Annotated in this window: 29 protein-coding genes and 1 other RNA gene; 10 read left to right on the top strand and 20 right to left on the bottom strand. The window is 59.6% G+C overall.

Features of this window, described 5'->3' with window-relative positions; genetic code table 11:
• Window positions 1–191: 191 nt before the first annotated feature.
• The 11 genes from pal to AC0TOF_RS04260 all read right to left on the bottom strand — a co-directional run bounded on the left by pal (window position 192) and on the right by AC0TOF_RS04260 (window position 10,052).
• A complete protein-coding gene (gene pal / locus AC0TOF_RS04210) occupies window positions 192–701 on the bottom strand; it encodes a peptidoglycan-associated lipoprotein Pal (RefSeq protein ID WP_122000341.1) in 510 nt (169 codons plus the stop codon).
• 368 nt (window positions 702–1,069) lie between these two features.
• Entirely contained in the window at window positions 1,070–2,401 is a 1,332-nt protein-coding gene (tolB, locus tag AC0TOF_RS04215) for a Tol-Pal system beta propeller repeat protein TolB (RefSeq protein WP_122000339.1), read from the bottom strand.
• A 58-nt stretch (window positions 2,402–2,459) separates the two neighbouring features.
• Window positions 2,460–3,530 carry a hypothetical protein gene (locus tag AC0TOF_RS04220; protein WP_473767326.1) on the bottom strand — a complete coding sequence of 357 codons (1,071 nt, stop codon included), beginning with the start codon at window positions 3,528–3,530 and terminating at the stop codon, window positions 2,460–2,462.
• A 7-nt stretch (window positions 3,531–3,537) separates the two neighbouring features.
• On the bottom strand, window positions 3,538–3,990 hold the full coding sequence (tolR, locus tag AC0TOF_RS04225) for a protein TolR (RefSeq protein ID WP_006467713.1): 453 nt from the start codon (window positions 3,988–3,990) through the stop codon (window positions 3,538–3,540).
• A 46-nt stretch (window positions 3,991–4,036) separates the two neighbouring features.
• Window positions 4,037–4,747 (bottom strand): protein TolQ, encoded by a 711-nt coding sequence (tolQ, locus tag AC0TOF_RS04230; protein ID WP_121983322.1) that lies wholly within the window; start codon window positions 4,745–4,747, stop codon window positions 4,037–4,039.
• Between the two features lie 332 nt (window positions 4,748–5,079).
• Entirely contained in the window at window positions 5,080–5,529 is a 450-nt protein-coding gene (locus tag AC0TOF_RS04235; RefSeq protein ID WP_473767327.1) for a YbgC/FadM family acyl-CoA thioesterase, read from the bottom strand.
• A complete protein-coding gene (gene ruvB / locus AC0TOF_RS04240) occupies window positions 5,526–6,566 on the bottom strand; it encodes a Holliday junction branch migration DNA helicase RuvB (RefSeq protein WP_411505937.1) in 1,041 nt (346 codons plus the stop codon). Before ruvB ends, AC0TOF_RS04235 begins: the two co-directional genes overlap by 4 nt.
• Before the next feature lie 55 nt (window positions 6,567–6,621).
• The gene (ruvA, locus tag AC0TOF_RS04245) at window positions 6,622–7,239 is read right to left on the bottom strand and encodes a Holliday junction branch migration protein RuvA (RefSeq protein WP_473767328.1); all 618 of its coding nucleotides are present in this window, start codon (window positions 7,237–7,239) and stop codon (window positions 6,622–6,624) included.
• A 6-nt stretch (window positions 7,240–7,245) separates the two neighbouring features.
• Window positions 7,246–7,764, bottom strand: coding sequence for a crossover junction endodeoxyribonuclease RuvC (gene ruvC, locus AC0TOF_RS04250; protein ID WP_010661380.1), 519 nt, complete (start codon window positions 7,762–7,764; stop codon window positions 7,246–7,248).
• A 91-nt stretch (window positions 7,765–7,855) separates the two neighbouring features.
• Window positions 7,856–8,362: a protease adaptor protein RcdA gene (gene rcdA / locus AC0TOF_RS04255; RefSeq protein ID WP_473767404.1), complete on the bottom strand. Its 507-nt coding sequence runs from the start codon at window positions 8,360–8,362 to the stop codon at window positions 7,856–7,858.
• 493 nt (window positions 8,363–8,855) lie between these two features.
• On the bottom strand, window positions 8,856–10,052 hold the full coding sequence (locus AC0TOF_RS04260; protein ID WP_473767405.1) for an OpgC family protein: 1,197 nt from the start codon (window positions 10,050–10,052) through the stop codon (window positions 8,856–8,858).
• A gap of 415 nt (window positions 10,053–10,467) precedes the next feature.
• Here AC0TOF_RS04260 and AC0TOF_RS04265 point away from each other — a divergent pair, with 415 nt between their 5' ends.
• The 6 genes from AC0TOF_RS04265 (at window position 10,468) to AC0TOF_RS04290 (ending at window position 16,162) form a co-directional block, all read left to right on the top strand.
• Window positions 10,468–11,133, top strand: coding sequence for a thiamine phosphate synthase (locus AC0TOF_RS04265; RefSeq protein ID WP_122000335.1), 666 nt, complete (start codon window positions 10,468–10,470; stop codon window positions 11,131–11,133).
• Window positions 11,134–11,161: 28 nt separating this feature from the next.
• A complete protein-coding gene (locus AC0TOF_RS04270; protein ID WP_473767406.1) occupies window positions 11,162–12,196 on the top strand; it encodes a tetratricopeptide repeat protein in 1,035 nt (344 codons plus the stop codon).
• A gap of 188 nt (window positions 12,197–12,384) precedes the next feature.
• Window positions 12,385–12,945 carry an elongation factor P gene (efp, locus tag AC0TOF_RS04275; RefSeq protein WP_122000334.1) on the top strand — a complete coding sequence of 187 codons (561 nt, stop codon included), beginning with the start codon at window positions 12,385–12,387 and terminating at the stop codon, window positions 12,943–12,945.
• A 192-nt stretch (window positions 12,946–13,137) separates the two neighbouring features.
• Window positions 13,138–13,929, top strand: coding sequence for an inositol monophosphatase family protein (locus AC0TOF_RS04280; protein WP_473767329.1), 792 nt, complete (start codon window positions 13,138–13,140; stop codon window positions 13,927–13,929).
• A gap of 157 nt (window positions 13,930–14,086) precedes the next feature.
• A complete protein-coding gene (locus tag AC0TOF_RS04285) occupies window positions 14,087–15,124 on the top strand; it encodes a flagellar motor protein MotA (protein ID WP_473767330.1) in 1,038 nt (345 codons plus the stop codon).
• 6 nt (window positions 15,125–15,130) lie between these two features.
• Window positions 15,131–16,162 (top strand): peptidoglycan -binding protein, encoded by a 1,032-nt coding sequence (locus AC0TOF_RS04290; protein WP_122000331.1) that lies wholly within the window; start codon window positions 15,131–15,133, stop codon window positions 16,160–16,162.
• Between the two features lie 30 nt (window positions 16,163–16,192).
• On the opposite strand, the gene AC0TOF_RS04295 is transcribed toward AC0TOF_RS04290, so the two are convergent.
• Window positions 16,193–18,121 (bottom strand): ABC transporter transmembrane domain-containing protein, encoded by a 1,929-nt coding sequence (locus AC0TOF_RS04295; protein ID WP_473767331.1) that lies wholly within the window; start codon window positions 18,119–18,121, stop codon window positions 16,193–16,195.
• Window positions 18,122–18,190: 69 nt separating this feature from the next.
• Here AC0TOF_RS04295 and rpmE point away from each other — a divergent pair, with 69 nt between their 5' ends.
• Window positions 18,191–18,412 carry a 50S ribosomal protein L31 gene (gene rpmE, locus AC0TOF_RS04300; RefSeq protein WP_002964804.1) on the top strand — a complete coding sequence of 74 codons (222 nt, stop codon included), beginning with the start codon at window positions 18,191–18,193 and terminating at the stop codon, window positions 18,410–18,412.
• Window positions 18,413–18,536: 124 nt separating this feature from the next.
• Here rpmE and AC0TOF_RS04305 read toward each other — a convergent pair whose 3' ends face one another.
• Window positions 18,537–19,283 (bottom strand): YebC/PmpR family DNA-binding transcriptional regulator, encoded by a 747-nt coding sequence (locus AC0TOF_RS04305; protein WP_122000329.1) that lies wholly within the window; start codon window positions 19,281–19,283, stop codon window positions 18,537–18,539.
• A 226-nt stretch (window positions 19,284–19,509) separates the two neighbouring features.
• Here AC0TOF_RS04305 and AC0TOF_RS04310 point away from each other — a divergent pair, with 226 nt between their 5' ends.
• The 3 genes from AC0TOF_RS04310 (at window position 19,510) to AC0TOF_RS04320 (ending at window position 21,399) form a co-directional block, all read left to right on the top strand.
• Window positions 19,510–20,190 carry a GntR family transcriptional regulator gene (locus AC0TOF_RS04310; RefSeq protein WP_122000328.1) on the top strand — a complete coding sequence of 227 codons (681 nt, stop codon included), beginning with the start codon at window positions 19,510–19,512 and terminating at the stop codon, window positions 20,188–20,190.
• A gap of 193 nt (window positions 20,191–20,383) precedes the next feature.
• Complete coding sequence (locus tag AC0TOF_RS04315) at window positions 20,384–20,953, top strand: biotin transporter BioY (RefSeq protein WP_473767332.1); 570 nt, start codon at window positions 20,384–20,386, stop codon at window positions 20,951–20,953.
• Entirely contained in the window at window positions 20,950–21,399 is a 450-nt protein-coding gene (locus AC0TOF_RS04320; RefSeq protein WP_473767333.1) for a DUF1284 domain-containing protein, read from the top strand. The genes AC0TOF_RS04315 and AC0TOF_RS04320 overlap by 4 nt, the downstream gene beginning before the upstream one ends.
• Window positions 21,400–21,423: 24 nt before the next feature.
• On the opposite strand, the gene AC0TOF_RS04325 is transcribed toward AC0TOF_RS04320, so the two are convergent.
• The 7 genes from AC0TOF_RS04325 to AC0TOF_RS04355 all read right to left on the bottom strand — a co-directional run bounded on the left by AC0TOF_RS04325 (window position 21,424) and on the right by AC0TOF_RS04355 (window position 25,811).
• On the bottom strand, window positions 21,424–22,170 hold the full coding sequence (locus tag AC0TOF_RS04325; protein ID WP_473767334.1) for a TerC family protein: 747 nt from the start codon (window positions 22,168–22,170) through the stop codon (window positions 21,424–21,426).
• A gap of 137 nt (window positions 22,171–22,307) precedes the next feature.
• On the bottom strand, window positions 22,308–23,132 hold the full coding sequence (locus AC0TOF_RS04330) for a TIGR00282 family metallophosphoesterase (RefSeq protein ID WP_122000324.1): 825 nt from the start codon (window positions 23,130–23,132) through the stop codon (window positions 22,308–22,310).
• Window positions 23,133–23,141: 9 nt separating this feature from the next.
• The gene (locus tag AC0TOF_RS04335) at window positions 23,142–23,738 is read right to left on the bottom strand and encodes a 5-formyltetrahydrofolate cyclo-ligase (RefSeq protein ID WP_473767335.1); all 597 of its coding nucleotides are present in this window, start codon (window positions 23,736–23,738) and stop codon (window positions 23,142–23,144) included.
• A 60-nt stretch (window positions 23,739–23,798) separates the two neighbouring features.
• The gene (locus tag AC0TOF_RS04340; protein WP_473767336.1) at window positions 23,799–24,794 is read right to left on the bottom strand and encodes an SRPBCC family protein; all 996 of its coding nucleotides are present in this window, start codon (window positions 24,792–24,794) and stop codon (window positions 23,799–23,801) included.
• A gap of 97 nt (window positions 24,795–24,891) precedes the next feature.
• Window positions 24,892–25,050, bottom strand: a non-coding RNA gene (gene ssrS / locus AC0TOF_RS04345) — 6S RNA.
• 113 nt (window positions 25,051–25,163) lie between these two features.
• Window positions 25,164–25,529 (bottom strand): cell division protein ZapA, encoded by a 366-nt coding sequence (locus AC0TOF_RS04350; protein ID WP_121983340.1) that lies wholly within the window; start codon window positions 25,527–25,529, stop codon window positions 25,164–25,166.
• 9 nt (window positions 25,530–25,538) lie between these two features.
• A complete protein-coding gene (locus AC0TOF_RS04355; protein WP_006473231.1) occupies window positions 25,539–25,811 on the bottom strand; it encodes a DUF4164 domain-containing protein in 273 nt (90 codons plus the stop codon).
• Window positions 25,812–25,823 lie beyond the last annotated feature (12 nt).

Below are 25,823 nucleotides of genomic sequence, written 5' to 3' on the forward strand. Positions count from 1 at the left end.
CTTTTAGAGCATTTCCAGCAAAAGTGCGAAGCGGTTTTGCGCCGCAAAATGCGAAAAGCGAAGGCATCCTGACGCTCACTATGACAGGGGTGACTTCGGCCAAAGTTTGTCAAAACGCCCAAACAAGCGCCCCAACACGAAAAAAGCGGCCCGAAAGCCGCTTTTCCGTAACACTGTCAGGTGTTCGCAGATTAGCTGCCCGCACCGTTGAGAACGGTGACGGCGCGGCGGTTCTGCGACCAGCACGAGTCGGCATCGCAGACTGCGACCGGACGTTCGTTGCCGTAGGAGATGGTGCGCATACGGTTGGTCGGCACGCCGCGCGAAGCGAGGAAGTCGCGGGTGGCGGCTGCACGGCGCTGGCCGAGAGCGAGGTTGTATTCACGCGTACCGCGTTCGTCGGCATGGCCTTCGATCGTGATCGAGTACTGCGGATAACGCTGCAGCCACTGGGCCTGCTTGGAAAGCGTCTGCTGCGCATCGCCGCGGATCAGCGAAGAATCGAGATCGAAGAAGATGCGGTCGCCGACATTGACGGTGAAGTCCTGCGCGGAGCCGGGCGTTGCTGCGCCTGCACCACCGAGGCCAAGATCGCCGGCATTGTTCGGAAGGTTCTTCTTGGACGCACAGCCGGCAACGGCGAGCGACATGAAAAGGGCAATAGCGATCGGGCTACGTGCAATCGACTGGATACGGCGCATGGGCCGGAGCTCCTTAAGATTTGATGTTCCTGCGTAACCCCCCAATAATCATATTGAGGTTAAGACAGGCTCAAGAAGTATGGTTAATGAATTCCTGCTGTCCCAGCCCTTGGCGGCAAAATGCGGCAGAAACACGGCTTTCGGGCAAGGATTGTGGCAAATTTAGCATTTCCAGCAAAACTGCGAAGCGCCTGCGCGGCGAAATCAGTCCACTGGACTGATTTCTGATCCCGCTTCGATACGTGAGGATAATGCGATAAAACAACAAAGCGGTTCTCCGATTCCGGTTCAACGGGAGCCGCTCCAGCATAAAAAAGGCGCGAAACCGAAGCTTCGCGCCTTCGACTTTGGCAACGCTTTGCGCAAATCTATTCGAGCAGCGGCGACCATGCCGGGTCGGACGAGAAGTTCGGCGTCTGGATCTGGCGTTCGTTGCGGCCCGTCAGGTCGATGGTGAAGAGTTTCGGGCCACCGGCACCGGCTGCCTTGCGGAAGAACATCAGAACGCGGCCGTTCGGTGCCCAGGTCGGACCTTCATTGTGGAAGCCGGAGGTCAAGAGGCGTTCGCCCGAACCGTCCGTCTTCATCACGCCGATGGAGAACTGGCCCTGCGACTGCTTGGTGAAGGCGATGAGATCGCCGCGCGGAGACCAGACCGGCGTGTTATAGCTGCCGTCGCCCATCGAGATGCGGCGGGGATTGGAGCCATCGGCACCCATGACATAAAGCTGCGGACGCCCGCCCCGGTCGGAGGAGAAAACGATCTGCGAACCGTCCGGCGAATAGGACGCGCTCGTATCGATCGCCTGGCTGTTGGTCAGGCGCGTGGTCGAACGATTGCGCAGGTCCATCGAATAGATATTGGCGCTGCCGTCGTCCTGAAGCAGGCTCATCACCACTTTCTGGCCATCCGGCGAGAAGCGCGGGGCAATCGTCATGCCGGGGAAGTTGCCGACAAGCTCGCGCTGGCCCGTTTCGAGCTGCAGCAGATACACTTTCGGCGAGCCGCCTTCATACGACATATAGGTGACTTCCTGACGGTTCGGCGAGAAACGCGGCGTCAGCGAAATGGAGCGGCCGTCCGAAATGTAACGCACATTGGCGCCATCCTGATCCATGATGGCCAGACGCTTCACGCGCTTCTGTGCCGGGCCGGATTCATCCACGAAAACGACGCGCGTATCGAAATAGCCCTTTTCACCGGTCAGGCGCTCATAGATGGCGTCAGCGATGATATGCGCGACGCGGCGCCAGTTGTCCGGCGTGGTGAAGAACTGCTGGCCGATCATCTGCTGGCCGCCGAACGTATCCCACAGGCGGAACTCGGCCTTGAGACGGCCATCCGGCTGCTTGGTGATGCGGCCCGTGACCAGCGCCTGCGCGTTGATGACCTTCCAGTCCTCGAAACGCGGAGCCGCGTCCGGATTGGAAATCTTCTCGATGAAGGCGCCCTTGTCGATCGGCGCGAACAGGCCAGACCGCTCAAGATCGGCCGCGATGACCGAGGTGATATTCGGCCCGAGCTGGTCGGCCGAAAGGAAATCGGTGATGGCGATCGGCAGCGGCTCGATCACACCCTTGTTGATGTTGATTTCCACGACGGCGCGCGCCGGCATAGTGCAGACAAGGCTTGCGGCAATCATACACGCGAAAGCCGAAAAGACCGTCCGGATCTTTGTATTGATGATGCCGATTTTCATGTCTTCTGGGACCTCTTTGTCCTTGGCAAGTAAGTTTGGTTGGCGACCGGAAACCCGGTCAGAACATTTCGCTCGGGTCGAAAGTGACGATCACTTCCGACCATGTATCATATTTGTCGACTGGCAGATTGTACGGTGCGCAGCGTGCGACAGCGCGCTTGGCGCTCTCGGCTGCTGCACGACCCACACCATCACCGCCGCCGCCCGATGTCACTTCCGGAACGCCCTGAATGGAGCCATCCTGGTTGAGCTTCATCTTGACGGTCACGACCAGTCCCGGCGCGTCCGCCACACCGGCGGGAACGTTCCAGCACTTCGAAATCGCACCGCGCAGCGCGTCCATTTCGCTCTGGCTGAGCTTGGAGCCGCCGGTATTCTTCTTGCCGCCCAGCGATGCCTGATCGGTGGAACGCTTGGCGCCGCCACCGGACGCCTTCTGCTTGTTGAGAAGGGCTGCGACCTCATCGGCAATCGCATCATTTTTCGACTGCGAAGTCTGCGAGGCGCTTTGCGTCTTCTTCTTTTCTTCCGGCTGCTTGCGCTCGTTGGTCTTGGCGGTCTGCGCCTGCGGCGGTTTCGGCTTTGCCTCCGGTGCAGGCACCTTGTCCGGCAGCTTCGGCGCCTCGGCATCCGGTGCTTCAGCCTGCTTTTCGATGGCCTCGGCGACCGGGTCAGGCTTCACTTCCTGCTTCGGTTCGGGTTTGGTCTGAACTTCGGTCGCGGGAACGGGCGTCGGCTTTTCCTCGGGCTTCGGTTCCGGCTTGGGATCAGGCTTCGGCTCCGGCTTTTTCACCGGTTCCGGCTGCGCCTTCGGCTCCTCGGCCGCCTCAATCGGTTTCGCCTTTGGATCGGGCTTCGGGGGCGTCGTGGTGTCCACGTCCTGATCGCCGACATTCTGGGCGTCGGGAACGGTTTGCGGCTTCGTCGTCGGGATCGGCGCGGATTTTTCCTTCATGGGCGCTTTTTTGTCGCCCTGCTGGATTTGGGTTATCGACTCGATCGGTACGATATCGACCGGAAATGACTCCGAATCCTGCACGTCGAAAGCCTTCGGCGAGGAAAACGAAACCACTGCCAGCGCAACCGCAACGGCATGCAAGGCAACAGAAGATGTCAGGCCAGCCTTCATGATGGCGTCAGCTATCCTGCTCCTGGAGGGTCACAAGGCCGATATTCTTGAAACCGGCGGCGGAAATGCGGGCCATGACTTTCATGACGGTGCCGTAATCGGCAGCCTTGTCACCGCGCACGAAAATGCGCTCCTCATAGCCCGTCTTGGCGATGGCCTGGAGTTTCGGCACCACTTCTTCGATGGGGATTTCGGTTTCCTGCAGGTAGATCTTGCCCTCGCTGTTGACCGAAACGGTGATCGGCTGCGTGTCGGCATTCATGGCCTTGGCCTGCGTATCGGGCAGGTCAATCGGGACGCCAACCGTCAGAAGCGGCGCGGAAACCATGAAGATGATGAGGAGAACGAGCATCACGTCGACGAACGGCGTCACGTTGATTTCGCTCATGAGCGCCTTCTTGCGGCCGCGCCTGCGGCGTCCGCCCGACTGCATTCCCTGATTTCCGACCGACATGCCCATTGCAAGATTCCCGAAGGCTGAAACTACACTCGATGCTTGATGCCGCTTAATTACGCGGCGTCAGCTTCTCATCAATTTGGCGCGACAGTATGGCGGAAAACTCGTCCGCAAAACCTTCCAGCCGCCCGCCGATCTTGCCCGCATCCGCAGACAGCTTGTTGTAGGCGATAACGGCAGGAATAGCGGCGAGAAGGCCGATGGCCGTCGCCAGAAGCGCTTCGGCGATACCCGGCGCAACGACGGCAAGGCTGGTGTTCTTGGAAGCGGCGATGGCCTGGAACGAGGTCATGATGCCGACAACCGTGCCGAACAGGCCGATGAAGGGAGCAGCAGAACCGATGGTCGCCAGAAAGCCCAGTCGCGATTCCAGCTTTTCGCTTTCACGCGCCAGCGCGACATCCATGGCCTTGTCGATGCGCATCTGGAGACCGATGGGGGAGCGGGCGCCCTTTTCGAATGATTTCTTCCACTCGCGCATCGCGGCCATGAAGATGGATGCCATGCCGGTGGTGCGGCGTTCGCCGAGATTGCGATAAAGTTCTTCCAGCGACTGGCCGGACCAGAACGTCTGCTCGAAGCGATCAATCGCGCGCCGCGCACGTCCGTAGGCAATCGTCTTGTCCACGATGATAGCCCAGGTCCAGATCGAGGCGAACAACAGGCCAAGCATAACCAGCTTGACGACCCAGTTCGCCTGCATGAACAGGCCCCAGAGGGTAACATCGGCGGCGGGGGCCGCTAACGCAACATTTTCCATCGATCTACCGTCCTCGAATCCAAACGCCCGGCCACTTGACCGGGCGGTATCGCAAATCCGTTACCCAGCGTCTGAAAACAGACACTCTAACCTTGCGCAGCTTTTCAACGTGAAGCCGTACCTGCCCGACGAGCGGCCGACACTTCGCACCGCAACCGCCATCCCGGATTTCAACTTTAAATCCATCGGGCGCTTGTTACGGTTAATTTTGGTGAAAGGAAGGCGCTGCGCTTCAAGCCAGCCTCTCAACCGATTCCGTCAGGGTGATTAATGGGATATTATGGTTAAAGATGCGTTAGCGTTTGCATCCATCCTAAAAAAGTGGGAACCGCTCAGGAACCGGTAAAAGCTTCCCGCCATTCATCGGGAATGCGGCGCGGATGACCTGCCTTGGTTATCATGACGGCTTCAACCCTCGCTTCCGAAAGCAGGCGGCCCTCGCAGGTGATCTTCTGCGCCATGATGACCCGCGCGCCGCGAATTTCGCTGACGCGGGTTTCGATCAGAATGAGGTCGTCCATCTTCGCGGGCGATTTATAGTCGATCTCCATGCGGCGAACGACCCAGACCATTTCTTCGCCGAGCGCGCCTTCGGCCAGCTCGATATGGTGAACATCCTGCAAGCGCAGGAAGTCCGTGCGTCCACGCTCATAGAATTCCAGATAACGGCCGTGATAGACGAAGCCGGAAAAATCCGTATCGGCATAATAGATGCGGGCATAAAGAAGATGCGCGCCGTCTTTGATTTCGCCGGATACGGCCTGTTGCTGCTTGTCGGTCATTCGTCTTCCATGAAGAGGCCGTATTGCGACTGCTGGATGATTTCAGCGGGCGCAGGCAGTCCCAGATGCTGCCAGGCGACAGCCGTGAGCACCCGGCCACGCGGCGTGCGCTGCAGGAAACCCTGCTGGATCAGATAGGGTTCGATAATGTCTTCAATCGCGTCACGCGGCTCGGACAGGCCGGCAGCGATTGTTTCAATACCCACCGGACCGCCGCCGAAATTGCGCGCGATGATGTTGAGATAACGCCGGTCGAGCTGGTCCAGCCCGCGATTGTCCACTTCCAGACGCGACAGCGCCTCATCGGCGATCTTGCGATCGATGACATCAGCGCCTGCGACCAGCGCGAAATCGCGAACGCGGCGCAACAGCCGTCCGGCAATGCGCGGCGTACCACGTGAACGGCGGGCAACTTCCACCGCGCCATCCGGCGAAATGCCCATCTGCATGATGCGCGCGCCGCGCCGCACGATATATTCCAGTTCCTCGACCGTATAGAAGTTGAGCCGCACCGGAATGCCGAAGCGGTCACGCAGCGGCGTGGTCAGGAGGCCCAGACGGGTCGTTGCCGCAACCAGCGTGAACTTGGCCAGATCGATCTTGACGGAGCGCGCCGCCGGTCCCTCACCGATGATGAGGTCGAGCTGGAAATCCTCCATCGCCGGATAGAGAATTTCTTCCACTGCCGGGCTCAGGCGATGAATTTCGTCGATGAAAAGCACGTCACGCTCTTCGAGATTGGTGAGCAGCGCCGCCAGATCGCCCGCCTTGGCGATGACCGGGCCGGAGGTGGAGCGGAAATTGACGCCGAGTTCCTTGGCCATGATCTGCGCCAGCGTCGTCTTGCCGAGACCGGGAGGGCCAACGAACAGCACATGGTCCAGCGCCTCGCCGCGCACCTTGGCCGCTTCGATAAACACTTTCAGATTGGCGCGCGCCGCCGCCTGGCCGACGAAATCGTCGAGCGTCTGCGGGCGCAGCGTATTGTCTTCGTCTACGCGTCTATCTGCATCAATGAGAGGGTTGCGGTCGCTCATGCCTTCCTCCTCGCATGAACATATCGTTCAGGCAAGTCTCTCGCCCGGCAGTCCATCATCGGGAAAGTTCCTTCAAACCCAACCGGATGAGCTTTGCCGAATCGGCATCCTCGCCCGCCTCTTTCAGCGCAGCGGCAACCGCATTGGCAGCCTGATCGCGTGAATAACCAAGATTGGAAAGCGCAGATACCGCGTCAGCCACCGGCGCCGGTGCAGCGCCTGCACCAAGTTCCTGCTTGAGCCCGATCGTGCCGCTCGCATCACCGGCAAAGGCAGGAGCCTTGTTCTTCAATTCCGTGACGATGCGCTCCGCCACTTTCTTGCCGACGCCCGGCGCGCGCGACACCATGGCAATGTCGCGCAGCGCAATTGCATTGGCGAGTTCCGACGGCGACAGCGTGCCAAGCACGGCAAGCGCCACTTTCGCGCCGACGCCCTGCACGCTCTGCAACAGGCGGAACCATTCGCGCTCAAGCTGACTGGCAAACCCGTAAAGGCGGATCATGTCCTCGCGGACATAGGTTTCGATGAACAACACCGCCGCCTCGCCTGCGCCACCCAGATTGCCCAGCGTGCGCGCCGAGCAAAAAGCGACATAACCGACGCCATGCACGTCGATGACGACATGATCCTCGGCGATTTCATCGATCACACCCTTGAGTTTACCGATCATGGCCACCTACGCGATAAGTTGTTGCAACCGGCGCGCACTGGCGATGCTCTGCCGGTGATGCGCATGGCAAATGGCGATGGCAAGCGCATCGGCGGCATCGCTCGTATCGAAGGATGCGCGCGGCATCAGCACTTTCACCATCATATGAATCTGCTGCTTCTCACCATGGCCGACGCCGATCACCGCCTTCTTGACGGCATTCGGCGCATATTCGGCAACCGGCAGTCCGGCCTGCGCCGGGGCCAGCAGCGCAATGCCGCGCGCCTGACCAAGCTTCAATGTCGCCGTTGCGTCCTTGTTGACGAAGGTATGCTCGACCGCCGCCTCGTGCGGCATATATTCATGCAGGACTTTGGAAAGCCCTTCATGAAGCTGGCAGAGGCGCGATGCGAGATCCATCTCGGCATTCGAGGTTACGGTCCCCGAACCGATGAAATGCAGTGAATTGCCAAGCGATTCGACAATGCCCCAGCCGGTACGGCGCAGGCCCGGATCGATACCAATGATGCGAATCGTTTCTTTCATAAGCGAACCCTATCCTCAGACGGATTCACTTGACAGCAGAAAAGTGAACAAAAGAGAAACATGCGCCCCGAAGGGCGCATATGTTCAATGGTTATGAAGCGCCGAAAGCGGTTTTTAACAGCACAATCTGTTCGGAAACCGGGTTGCCGCGCGGGACGCCTTGCAACGAAACCACCTCGCCATAGACCTCACGGTCCATGCGGCGCACGCGGGCCTGCAGGCGCATGGACCGCTCAACCAGTTCCACGAATGCGACGGGAAGTTCGGACCAGCCCTGCGCGGCCTCACCCGCCGACGGCGTGTCGAGGCGCACCTTGGCCTTTTCGGCGGCAACCTGCTGGCGGGACATTTCTCCGCTGCGCGCCGCGCGCTGAAGCAGCAGCCAGGAGGCAATCTGCATGAGGCGCGTGGTCAGCCGCATCGATTCGGCGGCATAAAGCGTCGCGGCGACGCGCGACAGGTTGCGCGCATCCTCGCGGCCCTCGCCGTCAAGATAGCTTGCCGCTTCCTCGACCATATCCATGCCTTGCGTATAGATCGGCTTGAACGAATCCGAGAAGACCATGCGCTCCGCGAGGCTGATCATATTGCTTGGCATCTGACCCTGTTCGCTAATCACTGCTCTGCCACCTTGCATGACCGCCTGCATCGGCGGCCCATTCCGTTGCCGTATACGCCTGTGGGATTTTCCAGACGGATACGAATGAAACCATTGAACCGCTGTTCGACCATGGGGGAGGCTGAGACGGAACAGCTACGCTAAACAAGTCCACGACAAACTGCACCTTCATGCACGGTCGCGCAAGTTTATGTTTAACGTTCGGTTAATATTTTCGACGGGTTTTTATGAAGACGCGGCAAAAAGCGCATAAAAAAAGAGCCGCAAGGGCGGCTCTCAGGAGTTTAACAGGGAGGCGTCAAACAGAGTGGCTAAACCACTCGGTAAGAATCCAGCCGAACTGGATGTAAACCATTTAACACCGTTAAGATTAATGAATGGTTAATTTCGGTTCCGCACTGTGGATATTCTCACGCGGGACAGCACTTCCCCTCAAGGAAAAGCCGCCCGAACCGGGGCGGCTTATCACTGCTCAATAACGCTGCATCGCAGGCTTGGTGCCGGATGCAAGCTGCATCTTGACCGGTTCGGCAGCGGGCACGGCGGGCTTTGCCGTAGCGGGCGCTCCCTTCTTGCTCCAGCCGATGGTCGGCAGCCATTCCAGATAATAGGCCAGCGCAAACTGCATCACGATGCCGGTTGCGATCAGCAGCGTATCATATGGCAGGCCGCCGGGATTCACGAGCTTCATCACCTGCGCAACCATAGCCAGCAGCGTACCGGCAATGAAGACCGGCAGCGAATGCTTGCCGAGAATGGCGAGCGGATTATCCGGTGCGGTGCGGGCAATGTTGTTCAGCGTCGGAACGACGGCAATGAGATAGGCAATCGCCAGCACGTGCAGCAGGCGCGGACCCGACAGGAAGGTCTTGTCGAAGCCGGTAATGACCATCGGCATTCCCATCGATGCATCGATGCCCCACAGCGGGATACGCACCCACGCCAGCGCCAGCACCAGATAGCCGACGGCGAGGCCGATGAGCAGCGGATGCTTCGGCAGTTCGCCGCCGCGACGCACATGCATCACGCCTGCGATACCGATCGCAAACAGGAATTGCCACGACAGCGGATTGAGGAACCAGACGCCCTCAGTCGGATAATTGACGGGTGCCACATGATAGAGGCCCGAAAGAAACCACACCGTGCCGGAAACGCCAAGCATCAGCGGCAGGCTGACGCGCGCCAGGAGAAGCAGGATCGGCGTGAGGACCAGCATGACGGCATACATGGACAGAATGTTGTTATAGCCGAGCTGGTGGCCCATGGTAACGATGCCGAACAGCGCCTCGACCGGGTGCTTGACCAGCGGAGCGATGTTGATCTGCGTCAGCAATTCCGAACGCTTGAGGAAGATTGCGGCGGCGGCGAAAATGGCGATGGTCGCCATGGTGGTCATGATATGCGTTGTATAAAGCACACCGGCGCGGCGCCACATCTTGAGCGACAGAAGCAGGCGACTGCCGGGAGCGAACTTCGATCCATAGGCCAGAGCCACGGCCATGCCGGAAATCAGCACGAAGGCTTCTGCCGAATCGGAAAAGCCGAGATTCTTGTGTGTAAGATGCTCGTAGATCGTGCCGGGCACATGGTTGATGAAGATCGTCAGCAGCGCGAGCGCACGAAACACGTCAATGCGCGTGTCGCGCATTTTTACGGTCGGTGCGGGCATCGCCTTTCCAGCGGTCGCAATATTCATTACCAGCCTACCTGTCATTGACGGAAAGCACCTGCACTTGGGATTGCAAGGCTTTCCAATCTTCTTCGTGTCATTTCCGGACGGGTGATCCGGAACGGTTTCACACGTTTGTCGGGCCATCCAGTGCCCCGATCTCAGTGCGGGTTATATACGCTTAAATCCGAGCAGAACCGGGTTGGTTCCGATCAACTTTCGTTCCAGTGGATAACATTATGCCAGCCCGGACAGACGCCGACCGAAGGGTGCTTAGCCAATGAATACTTGCCGAAGCGCGGTTGCGTCGCATAAATGCGGCAAAACAAATAGATAGAGCGCGGCTTCCGTTTCCGGTAAACACAGTGCTTCTATTGCCCGAATTCCATCACGTTTTTCCCGTTAGGCTTCGTTCATGAACACGCCCGCTCACCAGACTGAAACAGACCGCTGCCGCATCGTGCTGGTTGCGCCCCCGCTTGCCGACGGCGCGGCGCTCGCAAAGCTTTTGACGGCTGCGCTCTCGGGCGGCGACGTTGCGAGCGTCATTCTCGACACCGGCGATCTCGACGAAGCCACTTTTCAGGCCGCAGCCGAAAAGGCCATCCCCGTCATTCAGGAAAAGGGTGCTGCCGCGCTTATCCTCAATGATACGCGCATCGCAGGCCGCGTCGGGGCCGACGGCATTCACATCGAAGGCAAGGCCGCCGATCTGGCCGAGGCGATAGAAAAGCATACGCCGAAGATGATTGTCGGCACCGGCAATCTGCGCGACCGCCATGGCGCAATGGAAATCGGCGAATTGCAGCCCGATTACGTGTTCTTCGGCAAGATCGGTGCGGACAACAAGCCGGACGCCCATCCGCGCAACCTGTCGCTGGCCGAATGGTGGGCGCAGATGGTGGAAATTCCCTGCATTGCGCAGGCCGGAAGTGCGCTGGAAAGCATTATCCCCGCAGCCGAAACCGGCGCGGATTTCGTTGCGCTCGGACGCGCCGTCTTCGATGCGGAAGATCCGGCGAAAGCCGTCGCCGAAGCCAACCGGCTGCTTGATGAACAAGCGCCGCGCTTTGAAAACTGATCCCTTCGTCAAGGTCTTGCCGATGCCCATGAAGAACGAAATTCTTCTCGCTGCTGTTCTGACATTCGCTCTGCCGGTCCTGCCTGCCTCGGCAGCAAACGAGCCTGCGCACAGTCAGAAAAGCAGCCAGCAGGGCAAGAAGGCCGACAAGCCGTCCAAGCCGGTCATGCTGCCGCAACCGGCAACCACGGAACCGGTGCCGCACATCGATCCGAGCCGTTTCGGCGACAAGCCGGCAGACGAGGCTTTCGGCGCGTTTCAGCGTGGTCTTTATCTGACCGCATTCAATCTGGCCAAGCCGCAGGCTGAAAAAGGCGACCCGGCATCGCAGGCGCTCGTCGCGGAAATTTATGCGCGCGGCCTTGGCATTCCCGCCAATCAGAAACTGGCGGCGGAGTGGTATGAGAAAGCGGCCAATAACGGTGTTGTCGAGGCGCAGTTCCGCTATGCCGCCCTTCTGCTTCAGGGCACCTATACCAGGAAGGACCCCGTCAAGGCCGAAGAGCTGATGAAGAAGGCTGCCGAGGGCGGCAACGCCATGGCGCAGTTCAACTACGGCCAGATGCTGATGGTGAAGACGCCGGGCAAACCCGGCATCGATCTCGCCTTTCCCTGGTTCGAGAAAGCAGCCGAGGCCAAGCTTGCCGACGCTCAATATGCACTCAGCCAGATTTACGCCAATGGCACCCCCACTATCCCGCGCGACGACAAGAAGGCGCGTGTCTATCTCCTGCTCGCGGCCGCGCAAGGATACGACACCGCGCAGTTCGACCTTGGCCGCTGGCTGATCGAAGGGCGCGGCGGCGACCGCAATTATGAACAGGGGTTCGGCTGGATGCAATTGGGCGCGCAGCGCGGCATGGTGATGGCGCAGGCGTGGCTCGCCCGCCTCTATCGCGACGGCATCGGCACCGAGGGCGATCAGGTCAAGGCGGCAGCCTGGTATATCGTCGCCCAGCGCGCCGGTTTCCGCGCGCCGGACCTCAACGACATGATGGACGGACTGGCTGACGACCAGATCAAGCAGGCTATCGAAACCGCCAACAGTCTCCGCGTCCGCTGATTTTGGGCGAATTATCAGGCCAGACCTGCTCTCTTTTCGTGGTCAGGCTTGCGTCAGACGCAGTTTTATGGTCTTGGAGACGCGATTATCGCGGTTCGAACATAGGGCAGGTGCGCAATCTCTCGAGATTGCCTTTTCGTCGTCGCCGAACCGCACATGGTTTCACATTTTCATTCCGGATCAAGCTCATGAAGATCAATGGTAACGAAATCCGCCCCGGCAATGTCATCGAACATGCTGGCGGCCTGTGGGTTGCGGTCAAGACCAATGCCGTCAAGCCCGGCAAGGGCGGCGCCTATAATCAGGTCGAACTGAAGAACCTCATCAACGGCACCAAGCTCAACGAACGTTTCCGCGCCGCTGAAACCGTCGAGCGCGTTCGTCTGGAACAGAAGGATTTCTCGTTCCTCTACGAACAGGGCGAAGCGCTGATCTTCATGGACACCGAATCCTACGAACAGCTTGAGCTGGCCAAGGATTTCGTTGGCGACCGCGCAGCCTTCCTGCAGGACGGCATGATGGTCACCGTCGAACTTTACGAAGAAAAGCCGATCGGCATTCGCCTGCCGGACCAGGTCACGCTCGCCATCACCGAAGCCGATCCGGTCGTCAAGGGCCAGACCGCTGCCTCGTCCTACAAGCCGGCTGTGCTTGAAAACGGTATCCGCATCCTCGTTCCGCCATTCATCGAATCGGGCGAACGCGTGATCGTCGACACCAACGAACTGACCTACGTCAGCCGCGCCTGAACCGCGCAATAGCTGCGGCGTCCCACGGGGCGCCGCATGTCGCATCCTTGCGACCGTTCTTTCTCAGATCGCTCAATTCCCCGACCGTCCACCGCCCATGTTTGCGGCTGGATGTTCGCCCTCTCTTTTTAACTAACTGCGTGATCCCTCTCCAAATCCACGCTTCGGGATCGTGCTTACAAGGACAATGAAATGGCCCGCTCAGCCCTTCTCAACGTTATGGTACAGGCCGCTATGAAGGCCGGCCGCAGCCTCGCCCGCGATTTTGGCGAAGTCCAAAATCTTCAGGTTTCCCTCAAGGGCCCCGGCGACTATGTCAGCCAGGCAGACCGACGCGCTGAAAAGATCGTCTACACGGAATTGAGCCGCGCCCGCCCGGATTATGGCTTCCTGATGGAAGAATCCGGCGAGGTTGAAGCCAAGGACGGACAGCATCGCTGGCTGGTCGATCCGCTCGACGGCACCACGAATTTTCTGCACGGCATTCCGGTCTTCGCAGTCTCCATCGCGCTTGAGCGCCAGGGACAGATCGTCGCCGGCGTCATCTACAATCCGGCCATGGACGAGCTTTACACCGCAGAACGCGGTGGTGGCGCATTCCTCAACGACCGTCGCCTGCGCGTCGCATCGCGCAACAAGCTGGTCGATTCCGTCATCGGAACGGGCATCCCGCATCTGGGTCGCGGCCATCACGGCCATTATCTGGTCGAACTGCGCAACGTCATGGCCGAAACCGCAGGCATTCGCCGTATGGGCGCTGTCGCGCTCGACCTGGCCTATGTCGCAGGCGGTCGTCTCGACGGTTTCTGGGAAGACGGCATGCATCCCTGGGATCTCGGCGCGGGCATGCTGTTGATCCGCGAAGCCGGTGGCTTTGTCTCCGACAAGAAGGGCGGACAGGATATTTTCGGCACCAAAACCATCGTTGCAGGCAATGAAATCATTCAGAAAGCCTTGCTGAAGACGATCAACAAGCCGATCTGATTTCTGACTGCGGGCGTTTCAAATCAGCGCGTCGCATGAAAGCGGCGCGCTTGAGGCCCAAATCATTTTTGCCTTCATTTTTTCCCTCCAGACGATTCCGCTTCACGAATTAATGAAGTAGGCTCCTGTTCACACACGCGACCATGGAGCGCAACGCATGAGCGATTTGAGACTTTCCCGGGAACGTCTGGATGAGGAACGCGATTACGACCCCTACCGCCTGTCGAGCCCGCGTGTCGTCATTCTCTCCATGGTGATCTTCCTCATCATCGTCGCCTTTCTGGCTGCGGTCCTGATGCGCCAGATCCATACGTTTTTCATCACCAATCCCGGCCTCAACGGGCTTATCCTCGGCGTTCTGCTGGTCGGCATTCTGCTCGCTTTCGGGCAGGTGCTGAGGCTTCTGCCTGAAATCCGCTGGGTCAATTCCTTCCGCGAGGGCGACCGCGACGACACCACGCGACCGCCCGTCCTGCTTGCGCCGATGCGCGCCCTGATCGGCCGCCGCCAGTCGATGGCGCTTTCCACCGCATCCATGCGCTCGATTCTCGATTCCATAGCGACACGCCTTGATGAAAGCCGCGATATATCACGCTATCTGATCGGGCTTCTGGTGTTTCTGGGCCTGCTCGGCACCTTCTGGGGGCTTCTGGAAACCGTCGGCTCCATCGGGCGCACCATCCAGACCCTCGACCCCAATTCTGGCAGCACCGGCGACGTTCTCGATGCCCTGAAAGCCGGGTTGCAGGCCCCGCTTTCCGGCATGGGCACGGCATTTTCGTCGTCGCTGTTCGGTCTCTCGGGTTCGCTGATCCTCGGCTTCCTCGATCTTCAGGCGGGCCGCGCGCAAAACCGCTTCTATACGGAACTGGAAAACTGGCTTTCCTCCGTCACTGACCTTGGTTCGGACCTGTCCGGCGATCATCATGGCGGCACGGAAGAAATCCGCGTTCTGGCCGACCGGCTGCAAAACCTGCATGGCGGCGATGCATCCACCCAGCGCACCACTGCAGCTCTTGCCAATCTCGCCGAAGGCATACAGGGCCTCGTCAAGAACATGCGCAACGAACAGCAGATCATGCGTGACTGGGTGGAAAAACAGGCGGACGAGCAGAAGGCCATCCGCCATACGCTCGACCGCCTGACCAAGGCCATCGGCGAGCGGCAGCACAATCGCAGCGACAAGCCGGAGTAAGACGCCATGGCTCTTGCCCGCAACCGCCGCACACAAAGGCATGTCGATTACTGGCCGGGCTTCGTTGACGCGCTGACGACGCTGCTCCTGGCAATCATGTTCCTGCTGACCGTCTTCGTGCTGGCGCAATTTCTGCTCAGCCGGGAAGTGAACAACAAGGACAGCGTTCTTGCGCGCCTCAACAGCCAGATACAGGAACTGACGCAGCTCCTGTCGCTGGAGCGCAGCAATTCGCAGGACATGCAGGACACCATCGCCAATCTGCAAGCGTCGCTTTCCACCGCCGAAAGCGAGCGCTCGCGCCTGCAAAGCCTGTTGAACGAAGGTAGCGGAGCGGGTGCCGCCGCTGAAAAGCGCGCCGGTGAACTGTCCGAAAGTCTGGATGCCGAAAAGCAGGTCAGCGCTCGCGCGCTCAGCCAGGTGGAATTGCTCAACCAGCAGATTTCGGCGCTTCGCCGCCAGATCGCGGCGCTTGAAGATGCGCTCAATGCTTCTGAAAGCCGCGACCGCGAATCGAATGCCAAGATCGCCGATCTCGGTCGCCGCCTGAATGTTGCTCTGGCACAGCGTGTGCAGGAACTGAACCGCTACCGCTCGGACTTTTTCGGGCGTCTGCGTGAAATCCTGTCGGACAAGGAAAACATCCGCATCGTCGGCGACCGTTTCGTCTTCCAGTCGGAAGTGCTGTTCCCGACAGGTTCGGCGGATATCAATCCGGCCGGTCAGGACGAAATGAAGAAACTCGCCGATGCGGTCAACCAGCTCAATCAGGAAATACCCGACGACATCAACTGGGTGCTGCGCGTCGATGGCCACACGGATAACGTGCCGCTGGCAGGCACCGGACGCTTCCGCGACAACTGGGAACTTTCGTCAGCCCGCGCTACCGCAGTGGTCAAATTCCTGATTGCAAATGGCGTCCCGGCCAACCGGCTCGTTGCCGCGGGCTTCGGGGAATATCAGCCGCTCGACGCCTCCGACACGCCGGATGCCCGCGCCAAAAACCGGCGCATCGAGCTGAAACTGACCGAACGATAGGATGAGAACGGGAAGGCAAAGCCTTTCCCGTCATTTCATGGCAAAGGCTCCCGCGCCCGCATCGAATTGCAGCCTGGCGAGGCGGGCATAAATACCGCCCTTCTCGACAAGGCTTTGGTGCGTTCCCTCTTCAACGATGCGGCCATGGTCGAGCACGAGGATGCGGTCGGCCTTGAGCACGGTCGCAAGGCGATGCGCGACGACAAGCGTCGTACGGTCAGCCATCAGACCGTCGAGGGCCTTTTGCACCAGCATTTCGCTTTCGGCATCGAGCGCCGATGTAGCTTCATCGAGCAACAGGATGGGCGCGGCACGCAGGATTGCCCGCGCAATGGCGATACGTTGGCGCTGGCCGCCTGAAAGCGTCACGCCGCGTTCGCCCACTTCCGTATCATAGCCCTTGTCGAGCGCCATGATGAAATCATGCGCCAGGGCGGCCTTTGCCGCCGCGACGATTTCCTCGTCGCTCGCTCCCGGCCTGCCGAAGGCGATGTTTTCGCGCACGCTTGTTGCGAAGATCGCCACATCCTGCGGCACGGTTGCAATCCGCGCGCGAACGGCCTGCGGATCGGCATCCGGCAAGGCCACGCCATCGATCCGTATCCTGCCCGACTGCGGATCGTAATAGCGCATGACGAGCGAGAAGATCGTGCTTTTGCCTGCGCCGGACGGACCGACAATGGCAACCGTCTCACCCGGCTTCACCGTGAAGCTGACACCGTTCAGCGACGGCGCGTCAGGCCGCGTCGGATAGGAGAAGTGCACTGAATCGAACACGATCTCGCCGCGCGGCGGCACCGGCATGGCAACCGGCTTCAGAGGCGCGGCAATACCCGGCTGTTCGTCGAGAATCTCGACAAGCCGCTCCGTCGCGCCTGCGGCCTGCGCCAGTTCACCGCCCACTTCCGACAAAGCCCCGAAGGAACTGCCTGCGAACACGGCATAAAGCACGAACTGGCCAAGCGTGCCGGCGGACATCGTACCGGCCAGCACGTCACGCGAACCGAACCACAGCACGGCCACGATACTGGAAAAGATCAGGAAAATGGCGAAAGCCGTCAGAATGGCCCGCGCCTGAATGGAGGAGCGCGCCGCCTGGAAAGATTTTTCCACCGCGCTGCCAAACCGCCCCACCACCATCTTCTCGTTGGTGAACGCCTGCAAGGTGCGCATCGCGCCAATCTGTTCGCTGGCATAGGCATTGGCCCTCGCCAGCATGTCCTGCGTCATGCGCGAGCGCCGCCGCACGGAGCGTCCGAAGGCGATCAGGGGAACAACGATGACCGGGATCGCCGCGATAACCAGCGCGGAAAGTTTTGGGCTCGTGACAACCATCATCGCCAGCGCGCCGACGCCCAGAATCATGTTGCGCAGCGCCACGGATGCCGTAGCGCCAACCACGGACTTGATCTGCACCGTGTCGGAGGAGAGGCGCGACACGATTTCTCCCGACTGCGAGCGGTCGAAAAATTCCGGCGAAAGCGCCGTCACATGTGAAAAGACCGCATTGCGCAGGTCTGCCACCACCCGCTCGCCAAGTGAGATCACGAAGAAGTAACGCAGGCCTGAAGCCAGTGCCAGAATGAGCGCCAGCGCCACCAGCATGCCGAAGTAATTGTTGACGAAGATCGCATTCGAGCCGGTAAATCCATGGTCGATCATGCGCCGCAGCGCGACCGGCACGGCAAGGGTTGTCACCGCAGCCAGCACCAGCGAAAAGAGCGCACCGGCAACCAGTCCCTTGTAAGGCGCGAGGAAGGGCGCCATTCTCTTGAGCGGCTTCAGCGAGCGGCGTTTGCGATTTTCTTCTGCAGTCAATTCGTGATTCATATCAATTTCAGTATCCCGGTCGGCCATTCTTGTGTTTGCGCCCTTGTTATTGCCGTGCGCCTGATGTATAGGCTCGCCAACCCTTTTGGAAGCCGTTGCCGGTAGGTAATGGGTCTTCATATCTGCCATTGGGCGAAAGTGCCGCAGTTTCGATAGTCAAGGCTGCGCTTTTCACCCCAGACTTTCAGGATTGAGAAGATGAAAGCCAATATCCATCCCGACTACCACACCATCAAGGTCGTGATGACCGATGGCACCGAATACATGACCCGCTCGACCTGGGGCAAGGAAGGCGATACGATGAACCTCGATATCGACCCGACCACCCATCCGGCCTGGACGGGCGGCTCGCAGACCCTGCTCGACCGCGGCGGTCGCGTTACCAAGTTCAAGAACCGTTTCGGCAATCTCGGTATCTAATCCGGTTTGCATAGTTCAAAAAGCCCCGCTTCGGCGGGGTTTTTTATTGCCTGAAATTTGCCAGCCAGCATAAAAAAAACTCCCGGACAAGCCGGGAGTTTTGAAAATCCGTGAGCGTCAGAAATCAGGCGCTCAGCTTTTCCATGACTTCGTCGCTGACTTCGAAGTTGGTGTAGACGTTCTGCACGTCGTCATCGTCTTCAAGCACGTTGAGAAGCTTGAGAACCGAACGGGCCTTTTCCTCATCCAGCTCGGTATTGGTCTGCGGCTTCCAGATCGTCTTGATCGATTCGGCTTCGCCGAGCGAAGCTTCCAGAGCCTTCGACACGTCGCCGATATCCTCGAAGGCGCAGATGATGACATGTTCTTCTTCGCCGGACTGCACATCGTCGGCACCGGCTTCAATCGCCGCTTCCATGACCTTGTCGGCGTCGCCGACAGCGGCCTTGTAGATGATTTCGCCAACGCGGTCGAACATGAAGGACACCGAACCGGTTTCGCCCAGTGCGCCGCCCGACTTGGTGAAGGCTGCGCGCACGTTGGATGCCGTGCGGTTGCGATTGTCCGTCAGCGCTTCGACAATGACCGACACGCCGCCCGGACCGCGACCCTCGTAGCGCACTTCATCGTAATTCTCGCCGTCATTGCCGGCGGCCTTCTTGATGGCGCGTTCGATATTGTCCTTCGGCATGGACTGCGCCTTGGCGTTCTGGATCGCCAGACGCAGGCGCGGGTTCATCGCAGGATCAGGCAAACCCTGCTTGGCGGCGACGGTGATTTCGCGCCCGAGCTTGGAAAACATTTTCGACCGCACCGCATCCTGACGGCCCTTGCGGTGCATGATATTCTTAAACTGTGAATGGCCGGCCATGGCACCCCTGTTCTGTTTAAAATGCTGCGCACGGAAGCGTCACGCATGAAACAGAGATCAAGCAGAGAAGGGCCGCATGTCGGGCCACAGTGCTTTCCGTGCAGAATGGCCGCGTTATAAGGAATTCAGGCCCATTCGTCCAGCAAAAGCGCCGCTGCCCTCGAATCTCTGTCAATAAAGGCAATATCGCTCGACCCGCCCGACAAAGCAGATTATCTATAAATTCATGATTCAGCTTGCCCAGAACACTCCCGGCGAAACCATCGCAGCCCGCATCAGCCGTATCCTTGCCGACCGCATCATTGCGGGCGAGATCGAACCCGGCACAAAACTGCGACAGGATCACATTGCCGAAGAATTCGAGACCAGCCATGTGCCGGTCCGCGAAGCGTTCCGGCGGCTTGAGGCTCAAGGCCTCGCTGTGTCTGAACCGCGGCGCGGCGTTCGTGTCGCGTCCTTCGATATCAGCGAGATCAGGGAAGTGGCAGAAATGCGGGCCGCGCTGGAGGTTCTGGCGCTGCGCCATGCCGCACCGCACATCACGCAGGCAACGCTCGATGCTGCCGAACAGGCAACGCTGGAAGGCGACAAGTCTCGCGACGTTCGAAGCTGGGAAGATGCCAACCGCCGCTTCCACCGGCTCATCCTCGAACCGTGCAAAATGCCGCGCCTGCTCGCTGCCATCGATGATCTTCATGCCGCCAGCGCACGGTTTCTTTTCGCCACATGGCGTTCGGAATGGGAAGCCCGTACCGACCACGACCATCGCGCCATATTGCAGGCGCTGCGCCAGAACGATGTCGACAGCGCCGCCACGATCCTCGCCCGGCACGTGCAATGGATCGGGCACCGCCCGGTCAAGACAGCATCGGGCAAGACGCGCGATTCGTTTGCGATCGTCGGCTGACACCACCGCACCCTGCAATCCCCGCCTTAACCGACTTCGATTCCGCACGCAGATTTCAGGCGGCGGGATCGGCTTTTGCGTAGAACTTGCACCGCAACGCGGAGTGCTTTTTGTTCCGCCTCTTGCGTTTATCGTCAGGAGCTTTAAAAAGATATAGATCGAATCTCAATTTTATCTATAATTTGAGGAAACCATGACCACCATCACTCAGACGCGCCCATCCTTCAGCCCGCTTAATCTGGAAGCCCGCTCCCCTGCAATGCGCCTTGCGGCCGTTGCATTCGGCACGCTGGTTCTCGCTGTCTCATCGCAGATCGAAGTTCCGATGATCCCGGTTCCGATCACGCTGCAGACCCTGATCGTTCCGCTGATCGGCGCGCTCTATGGCTGGCGTCTTGGCATGGCCACGGTTCTGGCCTGGCTCGGTGAAGCCATGATGGGCCTGCCGGTTCTGGCTGGCGGCGCGGGCGGCATCGCCCATTTTGCAGGCCCGACCGCCGGCTATCTCGTATCCTTCCCGATCATCGCTGCCCTCACCGGCTATCTGGCAGAACGTGGCTGGAACGGTAATCGCGTCGGTCTCGCCTTTGTTTCGTTCCTTGCAGCCAATGTGATCTGCCTTGCCATTGGCGCGGCCTGGCTCGCCAGCATCATCGGCGCCGAAAAGGCCATCGCCTTCGGCGTGACGCCCTTCCTCGTCGGCGGCCTCATCAAGTCGGCCCTTGGCGCTGCGATCCTCAAGGCGGCAGCACCGAACCGGTGACCATACGTCTGCGTGGCCATCATCTTCTTTGCATGCTGACTTATGTCGGCAAGGGCTACAGCCCGGCTTTCGTGGAAAACTACGACGCGATTGCCGGGCGGCTGAGCCAGGGAGAAGATATTTTTCTGGTCGATGGCCCGGATGACATCTGTGCGCCCCTGCTCTGCGGGGGCGCCGAGGGCAATTGCCATTGCTACGAAACAAGTGTCCGGATACGCGACCGGCTTGCGATGGAGGCAGTGGGCGAACTTTTCGGCCAGACGCTTTCCACGCAAAACGCATTCGATCTTGACGCGGAGCGACTTGCCGCGTTGCGCCGTGCATTTGCAAAAGGCACATTGCGCAAAGCCTGCGAGGGTTGCGAATGGTCGGACCTCTGCACGCGAATTGCCACAACAGACCAGTTTCACGGCGTTAAAATAACAAGGCCACCCAACCCTGCGTGAGATGGGTGGCCTTTTTGCAGAACCTTACTGCTGGCTCTTGCGCTTTCGCCGCGCCAGCATGTTGAGCGCCTCGACCAGCGCCGAAAAGCCCATGGCCGCATAGATATAGCCCTTCGGCACATGGAAGCCGAAACCGTCGGCGATCAGCGTCATGCCAATCATCAGCAGGAAACCCAGCGCCAGCATGACGATGGTCGGGTTGGCCGCGATGAAGCGCGACAGCGGATCGGCTGCAAGCAGCATGACGGTGACGGCTGCGACCACGGCAATGACCATGATGGCGATCTCGTCGGTCATGCCGACGGCGGTGATGATCGAATCAACCGAGAAAACCAGATCGAGAATGAGAATCTGCACGATGGCGGCGCCCATGGTGAGCTGCGCCACCTTGCCGCCGATATTTTCCTTGCCATCATCGGGATCGACCGTGTGGTGAATTTCCTTGGTCGCCTTCCAGACAAGAAACAGGCCACCGGCAATCAGGATGATGTCGCGCCATGAGAAGCCGTGACCGAACGCCTCGAAAATCGGGTCCTTGAGCTGGACGATGATCGAGATGGTGAAAAGAAGCGCCAGACGCAGAATGAGCGCCGCACCGATACCGATGCGCCGCGCACGCGCCTGCTGCGAAGCGGGGAGCTTGTTGGTGAGGATCGAGATAAAGATCAGATTGTCGATACCGAGGACGACTTCCATCGTCACCAGCGTAACCAGCGCGGCCCAGCCGGCGGGGGTCGAAAGAAATCCCAGATACTCGGTAAGAAAATCCATCAGGCGGCGTCCCCTTGCAAAAAAACTCGTTGCAAGGAGATAGGAACGCGAAAAGCCCGTTCAACGGGCAGAAAGCCGCCGGACGACAATAGAGGGCCGCCAGCAGATAACATCATGCTTCAACTGAAAATAAGACGTTATCGCCAGAACGCCGGAACAGTTTCTTCCAGATGAGGACCGATGCGCAAGGGAGCAGCCTTTTCGGCCAGTCCTGTACGGTCCGAAATCTCTATGCCGACGCCGCAGACAGTCGCCGGACCATTGGCCGCCTCGAAACGTCCTTTCGGCACTTTCGACAGGAAACGGTTGAGCGGCTCTTCCTTGTCCATGCCGAGCGATGAATCATAATCGCCGCACATGCCCGCATCCGACATATAGGCGGTGCCATTGCGCAATATCTGGCAATCTGCCGTCGGCACATGCGTATGGGTGCCGACAACCGCGCTGGCGCGACCATCGACAAAATGACCGAAACACTGCTTTTCGCTCGTCGCTTCGGCATGGAAATCGAAAAAGACGGCATCGGCCTGCTCACCGAGCGGACAGGCTTCCAGAATTTTCTCGGCCGCGATGAACGGATCGTCGAGATCGGGATGCATGAACACGCGGCCCATCACATTCGACACCAGAACGCGCGCGCCGTTTTTGGCGATATAAAGTCCCTCGCCTTTTCCGGCTGTGCCTTTCGGGAAATTTGCCGGGCGCAGGAAGCGATCTTCGCGGCGGGAGAAATCCAGCGCCTCGCGCTGATCCCAGACGTGGTTACCGGTCGTCACCACATCGGCGCCGGCCCGAATGGTGTCGTGGAAAATCTCTTCGGTAATGCCGAATCCGCCCGCGGCGTTCTCGCCGTTGACGATGACGAAATCCAGCTTCAGATCGGAAATCAGCCCTGGCAGTTTTTCATATACTGCGGTGCGGCCCGACCGGCCCACCATATCACCAAGAAAAAGCAATCTCATGAAACCGCCTTATAAACCTGCGCCAAGCGAACGCAAGCCGCTTTCAGTCAAGATCTGGTTGAGCGCGATATCATGCGACTCATCGGGCACATGCTCGACTTCCTGACAGTCGAAGGCCATGCCGATCAGAAGCGGCTGCAAGCCGCGCTGCGTGAAACGCGCCAGCGCGCGGTCGTAATGCCCGGCGCCGTAGCCAAGCCGATGCCCGCGTCGGTCGAAGCCCGCAAGCGGCATCAGCATGATCGCCGGATCGACCACCGGCGCATCGTCTCCCGGCCCCATCGTGCCGAAGCCGGTCTGCACCAGCTCGGCATCCGGCAGATATTCACGAAAGGCAATCGTTTCCTTGTCCAGAACGACGGGGAGGCAGAGACGTGCGCCCCTGGCGCGAAAGGCCGACAAGAGCGGGCGCGGATCGATTTCAGACCGGATCGGCCAATAGCCCGCGATCAATGTACCCTTGGGAACATCGATTGCGGCTTCGCCGATTTTCGCGGCAGCCAGTGAGGCCTCGTAATGAAAGCGGGGATCAAGCGCATCGCGAATCGCCAGAACCCTGCGCCTGAGTTCCTGCTTTTGAATGGGATCGCGCTCCGCTGCCGTCATTCCAAGCCACTCCCTGCTGCCGTGTTTCGTCATGCAGTGGAACCGCAATATGACAATCCGTCAAGTGACTCCGGTTGCCCCTTGAGCGATCTTCTCGGAACGGTCGCGAATGACCTTCAAGACAACGCCATGGAAGTCGTTCAGGAACAGTTTGCCCCACAGGTCGCAATAGAAATCGATCGGCGTTGCGATCCGGTAATGGGTCGTCAGTGTAAGGCGCGTATGGCCGTTCGCCAGCGGTTCAAGACTATAGTTGCCCTGCGCAAGCTTCAGATAGGTGCTGTCGACCTTGATATGCGCTTCCACCTCGGGCGGGATGGAACCGGGACCGAAGCGGAAGTCCCATGCCAGCAACCGGTTTTCCTCCCAGCGCGTGACGATTTCCTGAAAGTTCACCCCGCGTGTCCACCGAAGCTGGCGCACAGCCCCGACGCCCTCCCCTTCCAGCCGCGCATCGACCGGCTGCGGCACGCCCAATATGCCGTGGCTGAATGTCCACGACAGTTCCTCCGGGCGCACATTGCGAATCTCGACCGTCTGCCGCCACACCACCTCCGGCGGGGCCGCGATTTCGACTATTGTCGTGACGAAGCTGTCATGCGGAGCGTAAGTGATCTGAAGTTCGGCGGGCAGCACAAGCAGCGGCAGCGCAATGACCAGAGTGGTCGAGCGGCGGGAGCGAAACTGGCGGATAATCCATAAGGTCACGGCCGACCCCAACGCCGAGAACACCATGAAGAACGGAGCAGCCATGGCCACGCAAATGCCGGCCTCATGGAAAAGGACCATGCTGGTGATGACGAGTCCAGCAATGATGGCCCACCCCATGCGGACATGCCGCCATAGGCTCTTTTGCGCACGCGGATCGGACAGGCAGGAAGCAAGGCTTGCAACCGCCATCGGCAGCAGCGCCATCCCGGCAATGACCGGCATCGCGTCCATGTAATGGCGCGACCAGATCATGAGATAAAGCAGAAGCCCGTAGACGAATGCGACGGGTATCGCGACGGCCAGTCTTTCCGATGTTACGGGCGATGCTGTTTCGGGAGATTTCATCAGGAAGCGCAAATTGTTGGAGTTTGCGCCTGTTTACGAACAAATTGTCCGTTAGATCAAGCTCATAGAGGAGCTGTGGCAAATCGAGAGTAGAAAGCGGCGACCACGACGACCGATGGTAGTGATTGATCCCGGGAACCTACAAAGTAGGTGGGCGCCATATGCGAAAGCCCGCAAGCCTTCACAGGGACAGCTCCCTTAGAGATCAATAAGGCCCCGGGGATGCTGTTACACCTGTCGGGAAGCGCAGTTCGCCAAGAGCCAATATAGTATCTGCCGGACGGGAACGCCAGTGGCTTGCGCTGGCTTGACAGGAAATCTTTTCAGAAAAATCCGGACGGCGATCAGGGCAGGATCATGGCCCTGACCCTAGCTGTTACGCGGCGCAATGCGCGACGCCACCTGCTCGATGCGCGATGCCACTTCCGTCAGCAAGCCGGTCAGGGCGGCATCATTGCTGTCGGCGCGCCCCAAAGCCTCGTCACGCGAACGGCGCAGCGTTTCCGCCTCGTTCTCCAGCCCCGTGATGCGCTTCTGCATCTCGGCCAGCTCATCCATCACCATGATGCCCGCCATGACGGTCAGGCGCAGATCGCCGATTTCCCCGAAGGACGATTTCAGATGGGTCACATACTGGTCGAAGCGGTCGGCAAGCCCGGACAGATGCTCCTCCTGCCCCTCGTCGCAGGCCATGCGGTAAGCTTTGCCATCGATGGTAACGGTAACGGTCGCCATGGTAGCCTCCTATCGGTCCAGAACAGCGCGGATTGTCTCCATGGCGGTCACGAGACGGCGCGAAACCTCCCGGTTGGCGGCTTCAAGCCGCTCGGCGCGCGCTTCGGACTGATCGAGTTCCTGGGCAAGACGGCTGCGATCCGCATTCATGCGCTGCACCTCTTCCTCGGCTTCGGCGAAATCGCCTTCCTTGTCCAGCCGCAGATCGACCGCTTGTTCAAGCGCGTTGAGTGCCTTTTCGAGCCGTTCCAAGACTTGCCTGAGGGTCGTATCGGGTGCCATCCATGTCCTTTC

This window comes from Ochrobactrum sp. PL_is501 (genome assembly GCF_055816895.1).